The sequence below is a fragment of the Sphingomonas sp. GW821-FHT10F09 genome, assembly GCF_058809195.1.
Genome location: NZ_JBXASI010000005.1, coordinates 58,442 through 76,939 on the forward strand (window position 1 = coordinate 58,442; position 18,498 = coordinate 76,939).

22 protein-coding genes and 1 tRNA gene are annotated in these 18,498 nt (G+C 70.1%); 9 read left to right on the top strand and 14 right to left on the bottom strand.

The window, feature by feature from the left end:
* Positions 1-12 precede the first annotated feature (12 nt).
* Both AC1RTO_RS15260 and AC1RTO_RS15265 read right to left on the bottom strand, forming a co-directional pair.
* Positions 13-1,284, bottom strand: a complete 1,272-nt coding sequence (locus AC1RTO_RS15260; protein WP_493161660.1) for a dicarboxylate/amino acid:cation symporter — start codon at positions 1,282-1,284, stop codon at positions 13-15.
* Positions 1,281-1,439: a hypothetical protein gene (locus AC1RTO_RS15265; protein WP_493161661.1), complete on the bottom strand. Its 159-nt coding sequence runs from the start codon at positions 1,437-1,439 to the stop codon at positions 1,281-1,283. The genes AC1RTO_RS15260 and AC1RTO_RS15265 overlap by 4 nt, the downstream gene beginning before the upstream one ends.
* On the opposite strand from AC1RTO_RS15265, the gene AC1RTO_RS15270 reads away from it, so the two are divergent.
* Entirely contained in the window at positions 1,438-2,535 is a 1,098-nt protein-coding gene (locus AC1RTO_RS15270) for a PLP-dependent cysteine synthase family protein (protein WP_493161662.1), read from the top strand. The two genes, AC1RTO_RS15265 and AC1RTO_RS15270, sit on opposite strands and share 2 nt — an antisense overlap.
* A 7-nt stretch (positions 2,536-2,542) precedes the next feature.
* Here AC1RTO_RS15270 and AC1RTO_RS15275 read toward each other — a convergent pair whose 3' ends face one another.
* A complete protein-coding gene (locus tag AC1RTO_RS15275) occupies positions 2,543-3,124 on the bottom strand; it encodes a hypothetical protein (protein ID WP_493161663.1) in 582 nt (193 codons plus the stop codon).
* The gene (locus AC1RTO_RS15280; protein WP_293874013.1) at positions 3,121-3,339 is read right to left on the bottom strand and encodes a hypothetical protein; all 219 of its coding nucleotides are present in this window, start codon (positions 3,337-3,339) and stop codon (positions 3,121-3,123) included. The genes AC1RTO_RS15275 and AC1RTO_RS15280 overlap by 4 nt, the downstream gene beginning before the upstream one ends.
* Before the next feature lie 239 nt (positions 3,340-3,578).
* Here AC1RTO_RS15280 and AC1RTO_RS15285 point away from each other — a divergent pair, with 239 nt between their 5' ends.
* The gene (locus AC1RTO_RS15285; RefSeq protein ID WP_493161664.1) at positions 3,579-4,595 is read left to right on the top strand and encodes an LLM class flavin-dependent oxidoreductase; all 1,017 of its coding nucleotides are present in this window, start codon (positions 3,579-3,581) and stop codon (positions 4,593-4,595) included.
* 6 nt (positions 4,596-4,601) lie between these two features.
* Here AC1RTO_RS15285 and AC1RTO_RS15290 read toward each other — a convergent pair whose 3' ends face one another.
* Positions 4,602-5,765: an MFS transporter gene (locus AC1RTO_RS15290; protein WP_493161665.1), complete on the bottom strand. Its 1,164-nt coding sequence runs from the start codon at positions 5,763-5,765 to the stop codon at positions 4,602-4,604.
* A 123-nt stretch (positions 5,766-5,888) separates the two neighbouring features.
* Here AC1RTO_RS15290 and AC1RTO_RS15295 point away from each other — a divergent pair, with 123 nt between their 5' ends.
* Positions 5,889-6,770 (top strand): LysR family transcriptional regulator, encoded by an 882-nt coding sequence (locus AC1RTO_RS15295; protein ID WP_493161666.1) that lies wholly within the window; start codon positions 5,889-5,891, stop codon positions 6,768-6,770.
* Positions 6,771-6,796: 26 nt separating this feature from the next.
* Here the strand turns inward: AC1RTO_RS15295 and AC1RTO_RS15300 are convergent, their stop codons facing one another.
* Positions 6,797-7,279: an Lrp/AsnC family transcriptional regulator gene (locus AC1RTO_RS15300; protein ID WP_493161667.1), complete on the bottom strand. Its 483-nt coding sequence runs from the start codon at positions 7,277-7,279 to the stop codon at positions 6,797-6,799.
* Between the two features lie 83 nt (positions 7,280-7,362).
* On the opposite strand from AC1RTO_RS15300, the gene AC1RTO_RS15305 reads away from it, so the two are divergent.
* Both AC1RTO_RS15305 and AC1RTO_RS15310 read left to right on the top strand, forming a co-directional pair.
* A complete protein-coding gene (locus AC1RTO_RS15305) occupies positions 7,363-8,253 on the top strand; it encodes an EamA family transporter (RefSeq protein WP_493161668.1) in 891 nt (296 codons plus the stop codon).
* A 246-nt stretch (positions 8,254-8,499) separates the two neighbouring features.
* Complete coding sequence (locus AC1RTO_RS15310) at positions 8,500-10,302, top strand: ABC transporter ATP-binding protein (RefSeq protein WP_493161669.1); 1,803 nt, start codon at positions 8,500-8,502, stop codon at positions 10,300-10,302.
* Between the two features lie 50 nt (positions 10,303-10,352).
* Here AC1RTO_RS15310 and AC1RTO_RS15315 read toward each other — a convergent pair whose 3' ends face one another.
* The 3 genes from AC1RTO_RS15315 to AC1RTO_RS15325 form a co-directional block, all read right to left on the bottom strand.
* Positions 10,353-10,823, bottom strand: coding sequence for a hypothetical protein (locus AC1RTO_RS15315; protein ID WP_493161670.1), 471 nt, complete (start codon positions 10,821-10,823; stop codon positions 10,353-10,355).
* Positions 10,824-10,969: 146 nt separating this feature from the next.
* Positions 10,970-11,719: a hypothetical protein gene (locus AC1RTO_RS15320; RefSeq protein ID WP_493161671.1), complete on the bottom strand. Its 750-nt coding sequence runs from the start codon at positions 11,717-11,719 to the stop codon at positions 10,970-10,972.
* A 100-nt stretch (positions 11,720-11,819) separates the two neighbouring features.
* Positions 11,820-11,981, bottom strand: coding sequence for a hypothetical protein (locus AC1RTO_RS15325; RefSeq protein ID WP_493161672.1), 162 nt, complete (start codon positions 11,979-11,981; stop codon positions 11,820-11,822).
* A gap of 106 nt (positions 11,982-12,087) precedes the next feature.
* Here AC1RTO_RS15325 and AC1RTO_RS15330 point away from each other — a divergent pair, with 106 nt between their 5' ends.
* A complete protein-coding gene (locus AC1RTO_RS15330) occupies positions 12,088-12,465 on the top strand; it encodes a hypothetical protein (RefSeq protein WP_493161673.1) in 378 nt (125 codons plus the stop codon).
* A 26-nt stretch (positions 12,466-12,491) separates the two neighbouring features.
* Here AC1RTO_RS15330 and AC1RTO_RS15335 read toward each other — a convergent pair whose 3' ends face one another.
* Positions 12,492-12,767 (bottom strand): hypothetical protein, encoded by a 276-nt coding sequence (locus tag AC1RTO_RS15335; protein ID WP_493161674.1) that lies wholly within the window; start codon positions 12,765-12,767, stop codon positions 12,492-12,494.
* Positions 12,768-12,948: 181 nt separating this feature from the next.
* Here AC1RTO_RS15335 and AC1RTO_RS15340 point away from each other — a divergent pair, with 181 nt between their 5' ends.
* Positions 12,949-13,671, top strand: a complete 723-nt coding sequence (locus tag AC1RTO_RS15340; RefSeq protein ID WP_493161675.1) for a Crp/Fnr family transcriptional regulator — start codon at positions 12,949-12,951, stop codon at positions 13,669-13,671.
* A 39-nt stretch (positions 13,672-13,710) separates the two neighbouring features.
* Here AC1RTO_RS15340 and AC1RTO_RS15345 read toward each other — a convergent pair whose 3' ends face one another.
* Positions 13,711-14,088, bottom strand: a complete 378-nt coding sequence (locus AC1RTO_RS15345) for a response regulator (RefSeq protein ID WP_493161676.1) — start codon at positions 14,086-14,088, stop codon at positions 13,711-13,713.
* A gap of 186 nt (positions 14,089-14,274) precedes the next feature.
* On the opposite strand from AC1RTO_RS15345, the gene AC1RTO_RS15350 reads away from it, so the two are divergent.
* Together AC1RTO_RS15350 and AC1RTO_RS15355 are read left to right on the top strand one after the other, a co-directional pair.
* Complete coding sequence (locus tag AC1RTO_RS15350) at positions 14,275-15,858, top strand: Na+/H+ antiporter (protein WP_493161677.1); 1,584 nt, start codon at positions 14,275-14,277, stop codon at positions 15,856-15,858.
* Between the two features lie 53 nt (positions 15,859-15,911).
* A complete protein-coding gene (locus tag AC1RTO_RS15355; protein WP_493161678.1) occupies positions 15,912-16,181 on the top strand; it encodes a hypothetical protein in 270 nt (89 codons plus the stop codon).
* A gap of 68 nt (positions 16,182-16,249) precedes the next feature.
* Here the strand turns inward: AC1RTO_RS15355 and AC1RTO_RS15360 are convergent.
* From AC1RTO_RS15360 to AC1RTO_RS15370, 3 genes are all read right to left on the bottom strand, one after another.
* Positions 16,250-16,324: transfer RNA gene (locus AC1RTO_RS15360), tRNA-Thr, on the bottom strand.
* Positions 16,325-16,514: 190 nt separating this feature from the next.
* Positions 16,515-16,655, bottom strand: a complete 141-nt coding sequence (locus AC1RTO_RS15365; RefSeq protein ID WP_493161679.1) for a hypothetical protein — start codon at positions 16,653-16,655, stop codon at positions 16,515-16,517.
* Positions 16,622-18,424, bottom strand: a complete 1,803-nt coding sequence (locus tag AC1RTO_RS15370) for an aminopeptidase P family protein (RefSeq protein WP_493161680.1) — start codon at positions 18,422-18,424, stop codon at positions 16,622-16,624. Before AC1RTO_RS15370 ends, AC1RTO_RS15365 begins: the two co-directional genes overlap by 34 nt.
* Between the last annotated feature and the right edge of the window lie 74 nt (positions 18,425-18,498).

An 18,498-nucleotide genomic window follows, 5' to 3' on the forward strand; every position in this document is an offset into this window, starting at 1 on the left:
GAGGGGCAGCGATCAGGCGAGGACGGGCTCCGCCGCTGCCGGTTCGGCGACCAGCCCCTGCCGCTTGGCGACGATCGCGGGGATCAGCGCCTGGCCGGCGACGTTGACCGCGGTGCGGCCCATGTCGAGGATCGGATCGATCGCGAGCAGCAGGCCGGCGCCCTCCAGCGGCAGGCCGAGCGTCGAGAGCGTCAGCGTCAGCATCACCAGCGCGCCGGTGAGGCCGGCGGTCGCCGCCGAGCCGAGCACGGACACCAGCACGATCAGCAGGTAATCGGTGCCGTGCAGCGGGATGCCGTAATATTGCGCGACGAACAGCGCGGCGATCGCGGGATAGATGGCGGCACAACCGTCCATCTTGGTGGTCGCGGCGAAGGGGACGGCGAAGGCGGCGTAGCTGCGCGGCACGCCGAGGCCGTGTTCGACGACCTGTTCGGTGACCGGCAGCGTCGCGATCGACGAGCGCGAGACGAAGCCGAGCTGGATCGCAGGCCAGGCGGCGGCGAAGAAACGCCGCGGGCTCATGCCGTTGGCGAGCAGCAGCAGCGGATAGACGACGAACAGGACGAGCGCGAGGCCGATATAGATGGCGATCGCGAAGGTGCCGAGCGCCGACAGCGACTGCCAGCCGTAGCGGACGACGGCGCTGCCGAGCAGCGCGCCGGTGCCGATCGGGGTGAGCCGCACCACCCAGCGCAGGATGCGGCGGAAGATCGCGAGCGCGGAGGCGTTGAAGGCGAGGAAGGGGGCGCCCGCCTCGCCGGTGCGGACCGCGGCGACGCCGATCGCGACCGCGGCGACGATCAGCTGGAGCACGTTGAACGACAGGCTGGTCTTCGCCGCGCCGTCGGTGAGCCGCGTCGACGCCTCCAGCCCGAGGATGTTGACCGGCACCAGCCCGCGCAGGAAGTCGAGCCATGACCCCGCCGTGTCCGGCCGCACCGCGGCGGCGGCGCTGACCCCGGCATGCGCGCCGGGTTGCAGGATCGTGCCGAGCGCCAGCCCGATCGACACCGCGATCAGCGCGCTGATCCCGAACCAGATGAAGGTGCCCGCGACCAGCCGCGCGGCGTTGTTGAGATCGCGCAGCGCCGCGATCGAGGCGACGATCGCGGTGAACACCAGCGGCACGACCAGCGCCTTGAGCAGCTGGACGAACATGTCGCCGACGATCTTCAGCCCGTCGGCGAGGCCGGCGATCGCATAGTTGCGCGCGACGAAGCCGAGCGCGAGGCCGATCGCCATGCCGACGAACACCTGCACGCCGAACGACGGGCGGGTCATGGTTGGAAAGTCCTGATCATCGACGGAATGTAGGGCGTGGTGCCGCGGGTGCGACACAAGAAATGGTGGATGCGGCTAAAGCCGGGTGCGGGGACGGCGCCAATGCCTTCGACGCAGGTGTTGCGGATGTGGCTCCCGGTGTAGGGGGCGGCCATGATCCAGGATATCCCTCGCGCCCCGATAGCCCCCGCCACCGATCGCCAGTGGCATGCCGAGGCGGTGCGGCGGATCGAGGCGGATTACAACCGCTCGGCGGACACGCATCTGATCCGGCTGGAACTGCCCCGGTTTCCCGGCATCACCCTGTACCTCAAGGACGAGAGTTCGCATCCGACCGGCAGCCTGAAGCACCGGCTGGCGCGCTCGCTGTTCCTCTATGCGCTGTGCAACGCCTGGATCGGGCCGGATACGGTGGTGATCGAGGCGTCGTCGGGATCGACCGCGGTGAGCGAGGCCTATTTCGCGCGGATGCTCGGGCTGCGCTTCATCGCGGTGGTGCCGGCGCGGACCGCGGCGCCGAAGCTGGACGCGATCCGCTTCCACGGCGGTGAAATCCATGCGGTCGACGATCCGCGCACCGTCTATGCCGCCGCGCATCGCCTCGCCGCGGAGACGGGCGGGCATTACATGGACCAGTTCACCTATGCCGAGCGGGCGACGGACTGGCGCGGCAACAACAATATCGCCGAGAGCATCTTCGCGCAGATGGCGCATGAGGAACATCCGATCCCGCGCTGGATCGTCTGCGGCGCGGGCACCGGCGGCACCTCGGCGACGATCGGGCGGTTCATCCGCTATCAGCGGCATGCGACCCGCCTGTGCGTCGCCGATCCGGTGAACTCCGTCTTCCACCGCCACTTCGCCGATCGCGGCGTCACCGCCTTGCCCGACGGCTGCGCGTCGCGGGTCGAGGGGATCGGGCGGGCGCAGCTCGAGCCGAGCTTCGTACCGTCGGTGATCGACCGGATGATCGCCGTCGAGGATGCGGACAGTCTTGGCGCGATGCGCGCGCTGTCGGAGGTGCTGGGCCGCACCGTCGGCGGATCGACCGGCACCAACCTGCAGGCCTGCGCGCGGATCGTCGCCGACATGGCGGCGGCAGGGGAGACGGGCAGCATCGTCACCCTGCTGTGCGACGGCGGCGACCGCTACGCCTGCACCTATTATGACGACAACTGGTGCAGAGAGCATGACGTCGTCTGGGACGAGGCGGCGCGCGCGATGCGGACGCTGCTGGGGCCGCGCGGCTGAGCCGTTCCTAAGCCGCCCCGGCCGGCGGGGTGAGCAGCAGCCGATGGCCGAGCCGGTCGTAGAAGCCGCAGACGTCGACGATCTCCGCCGTGCCCGGCACCAGCCGCGTGCCGAGCGGATAGCGGGCGAGCGCGGGGCCGGACGCCTCGCGCCAGCCGACCGTCATCGTATCGCCGCCGGCGACGTCGGGACGCCGCACCCAGCCGTTGCAATGGATCAGGCAGGCGCTCGACCGGCCGAGCGCGCGCAGCCGCGCCTCGTCCGCCGACACCAACACGCCGCCGGTGGTGACCGGGCCCGCCACCGGCACGCCATAGGCGCGCAGCTTGTTGGCGGTGTTACGCTGGTCCTCGCGCACGACATGGCCCGCCGACGCGCCCAGTTCGTCGAGCAGCCCGTGCAGGAAACGATCGAGTTCGCGCAGGCAATTGGCGAGGAAGCGCGCACGCACGCGGGCCTGCCGCCCCTCCGGCCAGCCCCCGGCGATGACCGGACGCTCGGCGAGCGCGGCGAGGAAGGTCGCGCCGCGGGTCAAGGTCTCATGCGCCGCCGCTGCCCCCCGCAGCGGCGTGACGCGGCCGTGGATCACGCCCCGTCGTTGACCGTCGCCAGCGCACTTGCGGCGCGGGTGGCGGCGGCGCGCTGGTCACGCATCGCCTCGGTCCGCTCTGCGCGGGCCGCCATCGCTTCCCATGAACGTGCGGCACGCTCGCAACGGTCGCGGACATTGTCGAGGCTCGCTTCGGACGCGTTGCTGCGCTCCTGATCGGCCTGCTTGCGGAAGAATGTGGCGTCGCTGGACATCGGGAACCTCGTCAGCGGAAGGAGAGAGGCAGGGAAGGGCGGCGGCGCGCGGCGAGGCGCGCCAAACGTCGATATGCGACCGGTGAACGCCATAGATGGGCTTTATGCGGCTAATACGCAACCCGGGGGCGAAACGGGTCGACCGGTGCAGCGGCGGAAACGCTGCCATTCCGACCGCGGCCTTGCGGGGCGTGCCGGTCCGCGCCAGCTATCCGGTAACATTCGGGATCGGCATCACCATGAAGAGCATCGGTTTCCTTTCGTTCGGCCATTGGTCCGACACTGCCGGATCGGCGACGCGCTCGGCCGCGGACGTGCTGCTCCAGTCGATCGACCTCGCGGTTGCCGCCGAGGAACTGGGCGCGGACGGCGCCTATTTCCGCGTCCACCATTTCGCGCGCCAGCTCGCCTCGCCGTTTCCGCTGCTCGCCGCGGTCGGCGCGAAGACCAGCCGGATCGAGATCGGAACCGGCGTCATCGACATGCGCTACGAGAACCCCTTCTACATGGTCGAGGATGCCGGCGCGGCCGACCTGATCGGCGGCGGCCGGCTGCAGCTGGGGCTCAGCCGCGGATCGCCCGAACAGGTGATCGACGGCTGGCGCCATTTCGGCTTCGTCCCCGCCGCGGGGCAGAGCGATGCCGACATGGGCCGCCGGCATGCCGAAATCTTCCTCGACCTGCTCAAGGGCGAGGGCTTCGCGCAGCCCAATCCACGCCCGATGTTTCCCAACCCGCCCGGGCTGCTGCGGCTGGAGCCGTTCGCCGCGGGGTTGCGCGACCGGATCTGGTGGGGATCGGCCAACAATGCGACCGCGGAATGGGCGGCGCGGCTGGGGATGAACCTGCAGAGCTCGACGCTGAAGGCGGACGAGAGCGGCGAACCCTTCCACATCCAGCAGGCGAAGCAGATCCGCGCCTATCGCGCCGCATGGCAGGCGGCGGGCCATGCGCGCACCCCGCGGGTGTCGGTGTCGCGGTCGATCTTCCCGATCCTCGACGACCGGGATCGCGCCTATTTCGGCCGTGGCGACAGCAGCGACCAGATCGGCATCATCGACAATATGCGCGCGGTGTTCGGGCGCTCCTATGCCGACGAGCCCGAGGCGCTGATCGAGCAGCTGCGCGGCGACGAAGCGATCGCGGAGGCGGATACGCTGCTGCTGACGGTGCCGAACCAGCTGGGCGTCGAGTATAACGCGCATCTGATCGAGGGGCTGCTGCGGCACGTCGCGCCGGCGCTGGGCTGGCGCTGATCGGCGTCAGGCGGGGCAGGCGTCCGGCCGGCGGCGGCGTCCGACCGCCAACAGCATGACCAGCGCCGCCCCCGCCATCGCCGCGCCAGCCAGCGAAACCGCCGGCAGACCCAGTCCCGCGCCGATCACCCCGCCGCCCAGCGCCGCACCGATCGCATTGCCGAGGTTGAACGCGCCGATGTTCATCGCCGAGGCGAGGTTGGGCGCGTCGGCGGCGGCTTCCATCACCCGCATCTGGAGCGGCGGCACGATCGCAAAGCTGGCGATGCCCCAGATCAGGATCGCGGCGGCGGCGGGGAGCGGCCAGTGCATGACCCCCGCGAACACCACCAGCACCGCGGCGAGCGTCGCGAAGCTGCCGACCAGCGTCCGTTCGATCGACCGGTCGGCGAGCCGTCCGCCCAGCGTGTTCCCGATCGTCAGCCCGATCCCGTACAGCACCAGCATGGCGGTGACGAAGCCGGTCGAGGCCTGCGTCTCGTCACGCAGGATCGGCACGATATAGGTGAAGACGGTGAACATCGCGCTCGCCCCGACGACGGTCAGCGCCAGCGCCGCCAGCACCGGCGCGCGCGTCAGCACGCGCAGTTCGGCGCGCATGTCGCTGTCTTGCATGACCGGCAGCGACGGCAGCGCCAGCCGCAGCGACAGCATCGCCACAGCGCCGACACCGGCGATCCCGGCGAAGGCGGTACGCCAGCCGAGCACCTCGCCCGCCCAGGTCGCGAGCGGCACCCCGCCGATCGTCGCCACGGTCAGCCCGGTGAACATCGCCGCGACCGCGCCGGCCCGCCTGTCGGCTGGGACGAGGCTGGCCGCCACCACCGATCCGACGCCGAAGAAGGCGCCATGGTTGAACGAGGTGACGACCCGCGCGATCATCAGCGTCCAATAGCCGTCGGCCAGCGCCGACAGCGCATTGCCGAGCGTGAAGATGCCCATCAGTCCGACCAGCAAGGTCCGCCGGTCGATCCGCGCCGTGGTGAGCGTCATCAGCGGCGCGCCGATCAGCACGCCCATCGCATAGGCGCTGACCAGCAGCCCGGCGGCGGGGATCGACACGCCGAGGTCGGTCGCGATCCCGGGCAGCATCCCCATCGGCGCGAATTCGGTCACGCCGATGCCGAACGCGCCGATGGCGAGCGCGAGCAGGGGGAGGTTGAGGCGCATGACGGACGATCCTTTGTTGCCTGCGCCGAGATGATGGCTTGCGCGTCCACCGGGTAGCCGCAGAATGGGACCAGCAGCTTTGCCCCGGAGGAACAGATGGACGTCGGTGGTCGATCGGGAGAAATGGTGGTGTTCGCCAGCGTCGTGGCCGAGGGCAGCCTGTCGGCGGCGGCACGGGCGCTGGGGCTGACGCCGTCGGCGGTCAGCCGCATCGTTGCGCGGATCGAGGCGCGACTGGGCGTGCGGCTGCTGGTCCGTACCACCCGCGCTCTGGCGCTGACCGGCGAGGGCGAGGCCTATCTGCGCGCCGCGCGCCGCATCCTCGCCGACCTGGCGGAGGTGGAGGGCAGTATCGCCGATCAGGCAAGCCCGCGCGGCCGGCTGCGCGTCACCGCGTCGCTGGCGCACGGGCGGCTCTATATCGTGCCGCTGCTCGGGAACTTCACCGCGCGCTATCCGGGCATCCTCGTCGACCTCAATTTGTCGGACCGGATCGTCGATGTGCTCGGCGGGCAGGCGGATGTCGCGATCCGTTTCGGCCAGCTCGCCGACAGTCCGCTGACCGCGCGCAAGCTGGGCGAGACGGGGCGGGTGGTGGTTGCCTCCGCCGCTTATCTCGACCGGCACGGCACGCCGCGGGTGCCCGACGACCTGCTCGGCCACAATTGCCTCAGCTTCAATTTCCGCCGCGCCGAACCCGGCTGGCCGTTCCGCGAGGACGGGCGCGACCGGGCGCTGGCGGTGACGGGATCGATCGAGGCGAACAACGGCGAATCGCTGGCGCAACTCGCCCGCGCCGGCGTCGGGATCGCACGCGTCGGGCGGTTCGCGGTGGCGGACGACCTCGCCGACGGGCGGCTGGTGCCGCTGCTGGAGGCGTACAATCCGCAGGACCGCGAGCCACTCCATGCGCTGTTCGTCGGCGGTTCGACGATGCCGGCGCGGGTACGGGTGTTCGTCGACTTTCTCGCCGAGCGTATCGGTCCGTCCGCGGCGATGGCCTGACCATGTCGGGGCGGGATGCGGCGTCCTCAGACCAGCCGGTCCGCGCGCAGCGGGTCGAAGCGGACGATCTCGCGCAGGCTGACCAGCGTTTCGAACATCCGCACGTCGTCGTCCGCGGCGAGGATCTCGTCCGAAAAGCGCTGATAGTCCTCGATCGAGGCGACCGCGACGATCAGCAGGAAGTCGGTGCGCCCGGTGACGTTCCACGCGGCGACCACCTCGGGTTGCCGCTGCATCTTCTGCGCAAACGCCTGCTCGGCGCGCAAATTGCTCTGGTGCAGCTCGACCAGCACGTGGATCGTGATCGTCGGCCGCAACCGTGCCGGATCGATCACCGCGACGTCGGCGACGATGACGCCGGTCGCGCGCAGGCGGCGGAGGCGGCGGAGCACCGCGCTTTCGGACAGGCCGACGCGCCCGGCGATCGTCCGCGCGGGTTCGAGGGTGTTGCGTCGTACCGACGCGATGATGCGATGGTCGAAGATATCGAGGTCGGCGCTTTCCGTCATGATGGGCGCGATGATGACGGATTCGGGCGCGGGACGCCAGAACCCGCCGCCCGCCGTCGCGACCCTGCCGTTATGCTGGCGGCATGACCGTACCAACCACCGCCGCCGCGACGCAGTACCTCGCGGGCCATCGCATCCTCCCCTATGCCGCGCTGCTCGGGGCGATCCTGACCTTCTGCCTCGGCACCTCGTTCGCCAAGTCGCTCTTCCCGCTGGTCGGTGCGGAGGGCACGACGGCCTATCGCGTCGGCTTTGCGGCGCTGATCCTGCTCGCCGTCATGCGGCCGTGGCGGACGCCGCTGGATCGGCGCGACCTGCTGCGGATCGTCCCTTATGGCGTCGCGCTTGGCACGATGAACCTGTGCTTCTACCTGGCGTTGCGGACCACGCCGCTCGGCCTTGCCATCGCGATCGAATTCCTTGGCCCGCTGACCGTGTCGCTGCTCCATTCGCGCCGGCCGCTCCAGTTCGCGATGATCGGACTGGCGGTGGCGGGGCTGCTCCTGCTGCTGCCGTGGCGCCCGACCGACCATGCGCTCGATCTCACCGGCATCCTGTTCGCACTCGCGGCGGCGCTGTGCTGGGCGCTCTACATCCTGCTCGGCCAGCGGACCGCGCATCTGCCATCCGGCCAGACCGTCGCGCTCGGCATGGTGTCGGCCGCGCTCGTCGTCGTCCCGATCGGCATCCATCAGGCGGGCGCGGCGCTGCTGACGCCGGGGTGGATCGCCATGGGCCTCGTCGCCGCCCTGCTGTCGAGCGCCATCCCCTATTCGCTCGAGATGGTCGCGTTGAAGGCCATTCCCGCCAGCACGCTGGGCGTGCTGCTGAGCATCGAGCCGGCGGTCGGCGCGATCATCGGCGCGAGCGTGCTGGGCGAGATCCTGACCGGCGTGCAATGGTTCGCCGTCGCGCTCGTCGTCGGCGCATCGATCGGCATGGTGCTGACGGGCAGGACGGTGGCGCCGGCCTGACGGGTGGTTTTCGGCGGCGCAATCGGCTATGGGCGGGACGTCCAGCGACTCACGGAAAGGGAGGGCCAGATGATCGATCGCACCATGCCCATCCGCGGGGCCACCCTGCGGCCCATCCACCGGCTTGCCCGTGGCGCAGCCGCCGTCGGCGGGACCCTGCGCCACTGACGCCTCCGGTCCCGCACCGGACCGACGCCTGCCATCGCTGATACGAGGACCGCACGTCGACGTGCGGACACGCTTGCCATGATCGACGACACTCCCGACGACGAGGACCTGTTTCCCCGCGCCTCCGTATTGCGCAAGGTGCTGGCCTTCACCCTGCGCCTGTGGGGGCGAGCGCCGTGGCTGGCCGCCGCCTGTGCCGCGGCGATGCTGCTCGCCACGCTGACCGAGGTGTTCGTGCCGCTTTACGCCGGCCGGATGATCGACGCCGTCGGCGGCGGCAATCCGGCGATGGCCTGGCGCGCCTTTGCCGCCATCGCCGCGCTGGGCGGGGCGATGGTGGTGCTGCGCCACCTCGGCTGGTGGGCGATCACGCCGCTGACGCTGAACATGATGCGCGACGTGACACAGGAGGCGTTCGCGCGCGTCCAGCGGCTTTCCGCCGACTGGCACGCCAACGCCTTTTCCGGCTCCACCGTCCGGCGGATCACGCGGGGTATGTGGGCGCTCGACACGCTCAACGATGTGCTGCTGCTGTCGCTGTTGCCGGCGCTGACGGTGCTGGTCGGAACGGTCGTCCTGCTGGCGCTGCACTGGCCGCTGCTGGGGCTGGTGATGGGGGCGGGCGCGCTCGCCTATGTCGCGCTGACGGTCGTGCTGGCGACGCGCGTGCTGGCGCCGATCGCGCGCCTGTCGAACCGGTGGGACACGACGATGGGCGGGGTGCTGGCCGATGCGATCGGGACCAACGCCGTGGTCAAGGCGTTCGGTGGCGAGGCGCGCGAGGAGGCGCTGCTGGCCCGCGTCGTCGCCAAATGGCGCCGGCGCACGCTGCGCACCTGGATGGCCTTCACCTGGGCGGGATCGGGACAGCTCGCGCTGCTGTGGCTGATCCGCATCGTCGCGACCGGCGCCGCCCTGTGGCTGTGGTCGCGCGGGCAGGCGAGCGCGGGCGACATGGCCTATGTCGTCACCAGCTATCTGGTGCTGAACGGCTATCTTCGCGACATCGGCCAATATGTCCACCAGCTGCAGCGGGCGGTGAACGAGATGGAGGAGCTGGTCGCGCTCCACGACGAACCGCCGGGCGTCGCCGATCGCGCCGATGCGCGCGCCATCGCGATCACCGCGGGCGCGATCCGCTTCGAGGACGTGACCTTTCGCTATGCCGGGCAGGACCGCCCGCTCTACGCGCATCTGTCCGTCGCCATTCCGTCCGGGCAGCGCGTCGGGCTGGTCGGGCCGTCGGGATCGGGCAAGACCAGCTTCGTCAAGCTGATCCAGCGCCTGTACGACGTGGACGGCGGACGCGTGACGATCGACGGGCAGGACGTGGCGTCGGCGACGCAAGGGTCGCTGCGCCGGCAGGTCGCGATCGTGCCGCAGGAGCCGGTGCTGTTCCACCGCACGCTCGCCGAGAACATCGGCTATGGTCGCCCCGGCGCGACGCAGGAGGAGATCGAGCGGGCCGCCCGGCTCGCCAACGCGCACGATTTCATCGCCGCCCTGCCGAAGGGCTATCGCACGCCGGTCGGCGAGCGCGGCGTGAAGCTGTCCGGCGGCGAACGCCAGCGGGTGGCGATCGCGCGCGCCTTTCTGGTCGATGCGCCGATCCTGATCCTCGACGAGGCGACCTCCAGCCTCGATTCCGAAAGCGAGGCGGCGATCCAGCAGGCGATGGAGCGGCTGATCGTCGGCCGCACCGCGATCGTCATCGCCCACCGCCTGTCGACGGTGCGCGCGCTCGATCGCATCCTGGTCTTCGCGGAGGGCCGGATCGTCGAGGACGGCCCGCACGATGCGCTGCTGCTCGCGACGGACGGCCACTACCGCCGGCTGTTCGAACGGCAGGCGGGGACCGGGACGCCGGAGATCGTCGGCTAGGGCGATGCGACATCCGGGGCCCGTGGCGGCCGTCGGCGCGCGTGGTCGGCTCAGCTGGCCAGGGCGAAGGCCGCGCCGTCCTCATCGTCGTTGGCGGGCGGTGTGCGGCCGGGGCGTGGGCCCCTCCGGGCGCGATTGGCCTTGTTCTTCGGGTGTCGCGGCAGGCGCGGCAACCTGGCCGCGAGCGTCGCGGCAAGCCCGGCCCGGCGCACGGCGGATGCCACCGCCGCCAGGGCGACCGCGGCCTCGACGATCGCACCCAATTCGACGCTGGCGAGCCACAGGGTGATTTCCGGGGCAAACAGGGCGACCATGCGGATCGGGTCGGCGTCGCCCGCGGTGAGGTCCACGACGATCAGCACCGTCACGACGATGGCGAGGGCGATGTGCGCGGGATCGAGGCGGTTCAGCGTCGCGGCGGGCCATGCCACCAGCATGCGATGCACAAAGCGGCCGATCGGCGTGTCGCCGGCGACCGCCAGCGTGACCCAGCCCATCAGAAGCACGATTGCCGCCGTCATTCGCCCACCCCGGTGTCTTCCCCGGTTTGTATAGGACGCTTCGTGCATCGGGCGACAGGGGAGCGTTTGGAGAAACCGCATCCTGACGGTTGCCGGAATAGCGGGATGATCCGGCGTTCCCTGATTCCGGCGGCTTCCGGCGGCGGTTAGAAGCTGAAGCCGATGCCGCCGACGGCGCTATGGTTGCGGACGTCGAGGTCGACGCGGATGTCGCCGGTGGAACCGCGGACGCCCATCGCTTCCCCGCCGATCCGCCCGGCGACTGCGCTTGCCGCCACGTTGGTGTAGCGATATTCGCCGAACAGCGAGACGCTGCGCGACACCGGGATACGCAGCCCGGCGCCCGCGCGCAGGCCCCAGTCGCCGCTGATGTCGGTGTCCGTCACCAGATAGACCGGGCCGGCGAAGGCATAGGGCGTCACCCGCGTCCCGGGCCCGGGCGGCAGGCGCAGCATCGCGAGCGCGGCGAAGGTCGCGGTGGTCGGCACGGTGATACGCGGGATGTCGACCGCCACCGACCGGCCCGGATCGATGACGACGCGCTCGCCGAACACCGCATCGTCGAACCGGAGGTTGCCGGTGGCGCGGATGGTCTGCCGCCTAACGTCGGGATCGAGCGTCGAGGCATCGACCGCCAGACCGACGGCGCCCGACCAATAGCCGATGCGACCGCCGAAGATCGTCGAATGCGTCGGCCGCAGCGTTTCGATATCGATCCGCAATTGGGCGGGGACGACCGTCTCGTTCACCCGCGCCTCGTCGGCGCGGACCGTGGCGGATGTGTTTTCGGGCATGGACCGACCGGCGAAGACGTCGACGAAGATCTGCGCCGATGCAGGCGTGGCGACGAGCGTCGCGGTCGCGATGGCCAGCATCGACGGCAGGATACGCACCATGATCTCTCTTTCCCCTGTTGTGACGGGAAAATGAAATTCGCTCCGATCGGTTCCGGCCCCGCCCGCCCGCAGGCGCGCCGGCCCGACCGCGCGCGCGCGATCACCCCTGATCGGGCTGCGCGAGCGCCTGTCGGTCGAGCATATCCAGCGCATCGCAGATCAGCGCCGCGACCAGCGCTTCCTCGATCGCATCCGCTTCGGCGAGCGCGTCCTCGAGATGCTCGCGCAGTCGCTGGACGGGGCTGAGATTGCGGAGCGGCATATGGCAGAACACCATGACCGGGCCGGTTCTGCAAGCATGCTAAGGCCATCAACACGCTTGCCTTTTCCTCTTTAACACTCTTCATTGTCGAATGTGGAGATAGGCTATGTCGCGCACGTTGATCGCACCCGATGGTCCGGCCCGCGTGGTCGGCACGACGACGACCACGAAGCTCGCGGAACGGATGCTCGCCGCGGCCGGCGTGGTGCACGCCGTGCTGCCCCACGGCTTTGCCGCGACATCGCCGATGACCATCCTGCTCGAAATCTATCTCGCCGAGGAGGCCGGTCGCTATCTCGGCGTCGAACAGATCGGATTGACCGGGCACGCATCGCTCGCGGTCCGGCAGCGCTGGGTGGCGGCGCTGGAGGGGGCTGACCTGATCGAGCGGCAGGGGCGCCTCATCGCCCTCAGCGACCATGGCTATACGACGGTCGTGACCGTGCTGGAAAACGTCTTCGCCGTGCAGCGCCAGCTCGACTGATGTAGCCCGGCGGTTGCCGCGCGACGTCAGTCGGCGGCCTGCATGCCCAGGCTGGCGCGGACGGACGACAGGAGCGCGAGCGACCTGTCCCGACTGTCGTCGACGGCGCCGGCATCGACGGCGATCTCGACCTTCGCATCCATCGCGACGGTGACGATCTCGATCGCGTCGCCGACGGTGATGACCGCGCGTGCGACGAGGCTGTGGATCAGGCTCTCGACCAGCAACATCGCCGCCTGGCCATGCGCATCCGGGGCGTCCGGCGTGGCGACCGGGAGGGGCTCTCTGTCGGCGCTGGTCATCGGGTCCATATCCGCTGCGATCAGGCGCGAGTTCCCAGCCCCTCGCAGCCGTCGGAGCCCTGAATCATGGCCGACGATGCTCCCGTGTAGCAGCTTTGCGGCCGCGCACCTCCATCCAAATCAATATAAGACTATAACATTGAGCAATATTACCGATTGGGTTCATGTGAGATAAAGGATCATGACCAATCGCTTCGTCGAGAAACTCCGCGAATATACCGCGCTTGATGAGGAAGATGTGGCGGGGTTGCTTGCCCTCACCGCGCGACCGCGCATCGTAAAGGCGCGGCACGATCTCATCCGCGAGGGCGATCGGCCCGGCCCCGTCTTCGTCATGATCGAGGGATGGGCGTGTCGCTACAAGGTCTTGCCGAGCGGCGCGCGGCAGGTACTGGCGTTCCTCATGCCGGGCGACGCCTGTGATCTTCACATCGGGCTGCTGGCCGAGATGGATCACAGCATCCAGACGATCACGCCCGCCCGCGTGGCGATGATCGACCGGACCGACATGGACACGCTGATGGCGCGACGGCCCGCGGTGGCGCGCGCCATGTATATCGCGCAGCTCGTCGATGAGGGCACCATGCGTGCGTGGATCACCAGCATGGGGCGGCGCACCAGCATCGAGCGGGTCGCCCACCTGATGTGCGAACTCTATCTGCGCTCGCGCCACTCGATGGCCGGGGAAGCGCCGCTGCCGTTACCGCTGTCGCAGATCCTGCTGGCGGATTCGCTCGGCATGACCAGCGTGCACATCAACCGCGTGCTGAAGGAGCTGCGCGTCGCCGGCGCGATGACGCTGAACCGCGGCAGCCTCGAGGTCAGCGATCCGGCGAAGCTCGTCAGGATCGCCGGGTTCGACGACGGCTATCTGCACCGACGGATGCGCAACGGCGAGGCGTGACGCCGCGGGAGCGGGCGCTCCAGCAGTCCGGACCGACCGTCAGCCCTGCCGGCGCGCCAGCTGCTCGCGCACGAGGGTGACGAGGTGGTCGATCGAATAGGGCTTGGCGAGGAACCGGCCGGAATCGGGGACCTCCGCCGCGCCGAGGCGGACGCCGCCCGACGTGACGATGATCTCGATATGCGGCCAGCGCGCGGCCACCTCCGTCGCCAGATCGAGCCCGTCGATGTCGCCGGGCATGTTGATGTCGGTGAAGATCAGGGCGATCTCGGGCGTCCGTTCGAGGATGGCCAGCGCCTCGCGCGCATCGCCGGCCTCGACGATGGCGAACCCCCGGTCCTCCAGCGCATCGACGGCGATCATCCGGATGAACATCTCGTCTTCGACGATCAGGAGCGGCGGATTGGTGCTGGTCATGCGACGTGAACGCGCCAGCCCGACAACGGCCCGGGGTCGCGCAAAATATCGTCGGTTCATCAGTGGGATAGGCGCGTGCGCCGGACACGCCCCGTGATCCTCGCCGGGCGGGCGGCGCGGGGATCGCATTGACGGCATCCGGGGCAGCCGGCACAGCGGGCACCGGCGAGCGGGACAGGAGGCTTCGTGCATCCGGCGGCGAACTTCGAACTGATTATCGGCATGGTGCTGGTGGTACTCGCGCTCCACTATCTCGCCCGGCGCCTGTCGCTGCCGCCAGCCGCGGCGCTGATCGTCGGCGGGTGCGCGGTCGCCTTCGTCCCGGGCGTGCAGGGGATCGCGATCGATCCCGAGCTGGTCCTCGTCCTGTTCCTGCCGCCCCTGTTGATGGATGGCGCGTGGTTCACCGCCATCGCGCCGTTCCGGCGTCATATGGCGGGTATCCTGTCGCTCGCGGTCGGCGCGGTCTTCTTCACCACCGCATGCGTGGCGATCGTGACGCGGCTGCTCGTCCCCGGACTGCCCTGGGCGGCCTGCGTCGCGCTGGGGGCGATCCTGTCGCCGCCCGACGCGGTCTCGGCCCGCGCCGTGCTGCAACGGGTCAGGCTGCCACGGCGGCTGACCACGCTGCTGGAGGGCGAGAGCCTGTTGAACGACGCTGCGGGACTGGTCCTGTTCCGGTTCGCGGTCGCGGCGACGCTGACCGGCGGCTTCAGCCTGGGCGCGGCGACCGGCACCTTCGTCCTGCTGGTCGCCGGCGGCATCGCGGTCGGCGCCGCGATCGGCGGCCTGTGGGTGTTGCTGCTCCGCCGCCTCGGCGACGATACGGTGATGATCGCGGCGACCGTGCTGGTCTGCTGGAGCGCCTATATCGCGGGCGAGTTGCTCCATGTCTCCGGCGTCATCGCCGTGGTCACCGCGGGCCTGACCTGCGGCTGGTACCAGCACGTCGTCTTCAGCGCGAGCGTGCGCATCCGGGCGCTGGCGTTCTGGCAGGTGCTCGTGTTCCTGCTGGAAGCCGCCGTCTTCCTGCTCATCGGCCTGTCGCTGCGCAGCCTGCTCGACCGCGTCGGCGGGATCGGCGTGGTGGTGGACACGATGGCGGAGCCGGTGCTGCTGATCGTCCTGACCGTCGTCGTCGCGCGGTTCCTGTGGATCTTCGGCGTCGATGCGGGCTTCGCTGCCGTCCGCCGCATCGGCTGGACCCGGCAGCAGCCGCTCGGCGCGCGTGCCGCGCTGGTGATGAGCTGGGCCGGGATGCGCGGCGTGGTGACGCTGGCGGTCGCGCTGTCGCTGCCCGAGACGATGCCCGCGCGCGACATGATGCTCGTCACCGCCTTCGTCGTGATCCTCGTCACCGTGCTGGTGCAGGGGATGTCGCTGGGCTGGGTCATCCGCCGGGTGACGCCGCCCGAGGACGCCGGCGCGCGGCCGCCGCTCGACCTGCACGCCGCCGAGACGCTGATGTTCCAGGCGCAGCTGCGCGTCGTCGAGGCGCAGGCGATCGATGCGGGGGGCCAGGTCATCCACCCGCAGCTGCTGCGGCGCTACCGGACGCGCGCGACCGCGGCGGATGCGTTCGACGGCACCCCGGAGGAACGCCATGCGGCGATCGCCAGCCATTTCGACGTGATTATCGCGGCGGTGACGGCGGGCCGCCACGCGCTCGTCCGCCTGCACCGGACCGGCCGCATCGACGACGAGACGCTCCACGACCTCGAACACGACCTCGATCTCGAGGAGCTCGCCGCGGTGGCGGCGAAAGGCTGAACCGGGTCGCGACGCGGCTGACCGCCGGTGCGGATTCAGGCTAGGGCGGGGCGATGGCGAAGAAGAAACGCTACCTGACCGCGGTGATGGCCGACGGCTATGTCAAGACGATCGGGCCCACCCATGCCCCGTTCACCCATTTCTGGCGCATCGTCGCGACCCTGCAGAACGGCAGGACGGACGTGTTCTGGGGGCATGCCACGTCCCGCAAGGACGCGACCGGCAAACAGGCCGCGGCCGCCGAGGCGGCGGTGCAACGCGGCTGGCGGAGCTATCAGTTCGAAATCGTCGAACTGACCGAAGGCGACGAGAGGGGCGCGTGAGCCCCTCGCCGGTGGACCGCCCCCGGTCGGGAGCGGCCGTCTGTCGGTCAGGTCATGGAGAAAGAAAATGGTGCTGCCGGTGAGGATTGAACTCACGACCTCAGCCTTACCAAGGATGCGCTCTACCACTGAGCTACGGCAGCACTGCCCTTTCGAGCGAAGCGCGCCTAGAGACGACCGCGGCCGCATTGTCAAGCGTTGACGCGGGGGTTTAGGCAGAACGGCATGAGTGACAAGGACGAACGCGCCGCCCGGCTGGCCGCGCAGCTGCGGGCCAACCTGCATCGCCGCAAGGCGCAGGCGCGGGCCGGGGCGGCCGTGCCGCGGGGCGAATCAGGGCAGGGCGCCGACCATCATGCCGACCGCGACGATGCCGCTGGCAGCGACGTAGGAGACGGCGGAGCCGAGCGAGAATAGCCCGATCACCGCGCCGACCGCGATCACCCCATCGCCGAACATTTTGATTCGAGCCATGCCCTGTCATCCCCTTCGAGCACCGGGCCGATCGTTGCGGCGACCCTGGCGTGATAGGTATTGAGCCACGCCAGCTCGGTGTCCGTCAATAGGGCCGTATCGATCAGATCGCGCTCGATCGGTGCGAGGGTCAGCGTCTCGAATCCCAGCATCGCGCGATCGGGGTCGCCGCCCGGTACCTCGACCGGCACGGTCAGCAGCAGGTTCTCGATGCGGATGCCGTAGTCGCCGGCCTTGTAATAGCCCGGCTCGTTGGACAGCATCATGCCGGCGCGCAGCGGCTCCAGCGCGGCGCCGCCGGGGTAATTGGGCGCGGCGATCCGCTGCGGCCCTTCGTGCACCGACAGATAGCTGCCGATGCCGTGGCCGGTGCCATGCGCGAAATCGAGCCCCGCCGCCCACAGCGGCCGGCGGGCGAAGCCGTCGATCTGCGCGCCGCAGGTGCCGTCGGGGAAGATCGCGGTGGCGATGGCGATATGGCCCTGCAGCACGCGGGTGAAGCGGTCGCGCATCTCGTCGCTCGGCGCGCCGATCGGCATGACGCGGGTGACGTCGGTGGTGCCGTCGGCATATTGCCCGCCCGAATCGATCAGGAACAGCTGGCCGGGCAGGATCGGCGCGTTCGATTCCTCGGTGACGTGATAATGCGGGCTGGCGCCATGCGCGCCGGTCGCCGAGATCGTGTCGAACGAGGTGTCGAGCAGGCAGCCGGTATCCTCGCGGAACGCCAGAAGTCGGGCGGCGGCGGACAGTTCGGTCTCGCCGCCCTTCGGGCATTGCATCTCCACCCAGCGCAGAAAGCGACTCAGCGCGGCTCCGTCGCGGATCGAGGCGGCGCGGTGGCCGTTGATTTCGGCGGGGTTCTTCAGCGCCTTGGCGAGCACGACGGGATCGCGGACGGCGAGCACCCGCGCGCCGCCGGTGGCGAGCGCATCGAAGATCGCGGCGACGGCGCGTTCCGGGTCGGCGGCGACGCGCTTGCCGGCATAGCCCGCGAGCGCCGCGGCGAAGCCGGCGCGGTCGTGCAGGCGGACGGCGTTGCCGAGGTGCTGGCGCACCCTGTCGTCGATCTTCTCCGGCGCGACGAACAGGTCGGTGGTGCCGTCGCTGCCGACGATCGCATAGGAAAGCGCGACCGGCGTGTGCGCGACGTCGCCACCGCGCACGTTGAGCGCCCAGGCGATCGAATCGAGCGCGGTGAGGACGACCGCATCGGCTTCCTGCGCCGCCAGCCAGTCGGCGATCTCGGCGCGCTTGGCGGCCGACGACCGGCCGGCATGGGCGTCGTCGTGGACAGTGAGCATCGCGTCCGACGGCGCCGGGCGGTCGGTCCAGATCGCATTGATCGGATTGGCCGCGACCGGGACCAGCGTCGCGCCGCGATCGGCGAGCGCTGCGGCGGTGTCCTTCACCCAGCCGCCGGTGTGCAGCCACGGGTCGTAGCCGATGCGCTGGCCTGCGGCGGCATGGGCAGCGAGCCAGCCGGTGACGCTATCCTGCGGCACCGGGACATAGGCCCAGTCGTTTGCGGACACCTGTTCGCGCACCTGCAGCGTGTAGCGGCCGTCCGTGAAGATCGCCGCCCGGTCGCGCAGCACCGCCGCGGTGCCGGCTGACCCGCCGAAGCCGGTCAACCAGCCGAGCCGCTGCGCATAGGCGCCGACATATTCGCTCATATGTTCGTCGGTCAGCGGGACGACGAAGCCATCCAGCTGCATGCGGGCAAGTTCGGCGCGAAGCGCGGCGAGGCGGGCGGAATGGTCGGTCATGAAACGGGTCCGTGTCGGTCGATGGCTGGCGCGACCGTGGCACAGGGGGCCGTGGGAGGACAGGGGGTAGACGG